This is a genomic window from Streptomyces sp. NPDC079167, assembly GCF_040686735.1.
GTDB lineage: Bacteria > Actinomycetota > Actinomycetes > Streptomycetales > Streptomycetaceae > Streptomyces.
The window spans coordinates 1-3,035 of sequence record NZ_JBFBLO010000049.1 but is presented as its reverse complement, the minus strand read 5'-3'; the positions used below and the strand labels follow the sequence as shown (position 1 = coordinate 3,035).

The window sequence follows — 3,035 nt, the reverse complement described above, 5'->3', positions numbered from 1 at the left end:
GGTACGTGCTGGAATGACACGACTTCGGCGGTACGCTTGAGCCCCGCTACATTGTCGGCGCGGAATCACTTGACCAGTGAGCTATTACGCACTCTTTCAAGGGTGGCTGCTTCTAAGCCAACCTCCTGGTTGTCTCTGCGACTCCACATCCTTTCCCACTTAGCGTACGCTTAGGGGCCTTAGTCGATGCTCTGGGCTGTTTCCCTCTCGACCATGGAGCTTATCCCCCACAGTCTCACTGCCGTGCTCTCACTTACCGGCATTCGGAGTTTGGCTAAGGTCAGTAACCCGGTAGGGCCCATCGCCTATCCAGTGCTCTACCTCCGGCAAGAAACACACGACGCTGCACCTAAATGCATTTCGGGGAGAACCAGCTATCACGGAGTTTGATTGGCCTTTCACCCCTAACCACAGGTCATCCCCCAGGTTTTCAACCCTGGTGGGTTCGGTCCTCCACGAAGTCTTACCTCCGCTTCAACCTGCCCATGGCTAGATCACTCCGCTTCGGGTCTAGAGCGTGCAACTCAATCGCCCTGTTCGGACTCGCTTTCGCTACGGCTTCCCCACACGGGTTAACCTCGCTACACACCGCTAACTCGCAGGCTCATTCTTCAAAAGGCACGCAGTCACGACTGCATGTGCAAGCACATACAGCGACGCTCCCACGGCTTGTAGGCACACGGTTTCAGGTACTATTTCACTCCGCTCCCGCGGTACTTTTCACCATTCCCTCACGGTACTATCCGCTATCGGTCACCAGGGAATATTTAGGCTTAGCGGGTGGTCCCGCCAGATTCACACGGGATTTCTCGGGCCCCGTGCTACTTGGGTGTCTCTCAAACGAGCCGTTGATGTTTCAGCTACGGGGGTCTTACCCTCTACGCCGGACCTTTCGCATGTCCTTCGCCTACATCAACGGTTTCTGACTCGCCTCACAGCCGGCAGACTGTGAAAGAGAGATCCCACAACCCCGTATACGCAACCCCTGCCGGGTATCACACGCATACGGTTTGGCCTGATCCAGTTTCGCTCGCCACTACTCCCGGAATCACGGTTGTTTTCTCTTCCTGAGGGTACTGAGATGTTTCACTTCCCCTCGTTCCCTCCACACTGCCTATGTGTTCAGCAGCGGGTGACAGCCCATGACGACTGCCGGGTTTCCCCATTCGGAAACCCCCGGATCAAAGCTTGGTTGACAGCTCCCCGGGGACTATCGTGGCCTCCCACGTCCTTCATCGGTTCCTGGTGCCAAGGCATCCACCGTGCGCCCTTAAAAACTTGGCCACAGATGCTCGCGTCCACTGTGCAGTTCTCAAACAACGACCAGCCACCCATCACCCCACCCTTACAGGTGAGTGCACTGGGGCCGGCAACCAAAGGGACAGACTCAAACGAGCCCGTACCTTCAGATACCCAACAGCGTGCCCGACCCGACCGATCCCTTTCACTTTCCACGCCGAAGCAGTACTCACGAAAACAACCTGTCGTGCCGAATAGTCAACGTTCCACCCATGAGCAACCACCGTCGAACATTTGCCGACGAAATGGTCTCTGGATTCCCCGAAGGAAACCTAGATGCTCCTTAGAAAGGAGGTGATCCAGCCGCACCTTCCGGTACGGCTACCTTGTTACGACTTCGTCCCAATCGCCAGTCCCACCTTCGACAGCTCCCTCCCACAAGGGGTTGGGCCACCGGCTTCGGGTGTTACCGACTTTCGTGACGTGACGGGCGGTGTGTACAAGGCCCGGGAACGTATTCACCGCAGCAATGCTGATCTGCGATTACTAGCAACTCCGACTTCATGGGGTCGAGTTGCAGACCCCAATCCGAACTGAGACCGGCTTTTTGAGATTCGCTCCGCCTCGCGGCATCGCAGCTCATTGTACCGGCCATTGTAGCACGTGTGCAGCCCAAGACATAAGGGGCATGATGACTTGACGTCGTCCCCACCTTCCTCCGAGTTGACCCCGGCAGTCTCCTGTGAGTCCCCATCACCCCGAAGGGCATGCTGGCAACACAGAACAAGGGTTGCGCTCGTTGCGGGACTTAACCCAACATCTCACGACACGAGCTGACGACAGCCATGCACCACCTGTATACCGACCACAAGGGGGGCACCATCTCTGATGCTTTCCGGTATATGTCAAGCCTTGGTAAGGTTCTTCGCGTTGCGTCGAATTAAGCCACATGCTCCGCTGCTTGTGCGGGCCCCCGTCAATTCCTTTGAGTTTTAGCCTTGCGGCCGTACTCCCCAGGCGGGGAACTTAATGCGTTAGCTGCGGCACCGACGACGTGGAATGTCGCCAACACCTAGTTCCCAACGTTTACGGCGTGGACTACCAGGGTATCTAATCCTGTTCGCTCCCCACGCTTTCGCTCCTCAGCGTCAGTAATGGCCCAGAGATCCGCCTTCGCCACCGGTGTTCCTCCTGATATCTGCGCATTTCACCGCTACACCAGGAATTCCGATCTCCCCTACCACACTCTAGCTAGCCCGTATCGAATGCAGACCCGGGGTTAAGCCCCGGGCTTTCACATCCGACGTGACAAGCCGCCTACGAGCTCTTTACGCCCAATAATTCCGGACAACGCTTGCGCCCTACGTATTACCGCGGCTGCTGGCACGTAGTTAGCCGGCGCTTCTTCTGCAGGTACCGTCACTTTCGCTTCTTCCCTGCTGAAAGAGGTTTACAACCCGAAGGCCGTCATCCCTCACGCGGCGTCGCTGCATCAGGCTTTCGCCCATTGTGCAATATTCCCCACTGCTGCCTCCCGTAGGAGTCTGGGCCGTGTCTCAGTCCCAGTGTGGCCGGTCGCCCTCTCAGGCCGGCTACCCGTCGTCGCCTTGGTAGGCCATCACCCCACCAACAAGCTGATAGGCCGCGGGCTCATCCTTCACCGCCGGAGCTTTTAACCCCGTCCCATGCGGGACAGAGTGTTATCCGGTATTAGACCCCGTTTCCAGGGCTTGTCCCAGAGTGAAGGGCAGATTGCCCACGTGTTACTCACCCGTTCGCCACTAATCCACCCCGAA

Annotated in this window: 2 rRNA genes (1 of these 2 running past the window's edge); both read right to left on the bottom strand. The window is 57.4% G+C overall.

Features of this window, described 5'->3' with window-relative positions:
• A 23S ribosomal RNA gene (locus AB0P41_RS35860) occupies positions 1-1,284 on the bottom strand (it extends 1,939 nt beyond the left edge of the window).
• Positions 1,285-1,586: 302 nt separating this feature from the next.
• Positions 1,587-3,035: ribosomal RNA gene (locus AB0P41_RS35855) — 16S ribosomal RNA — on the bottom strand; the annotation flags it as partial.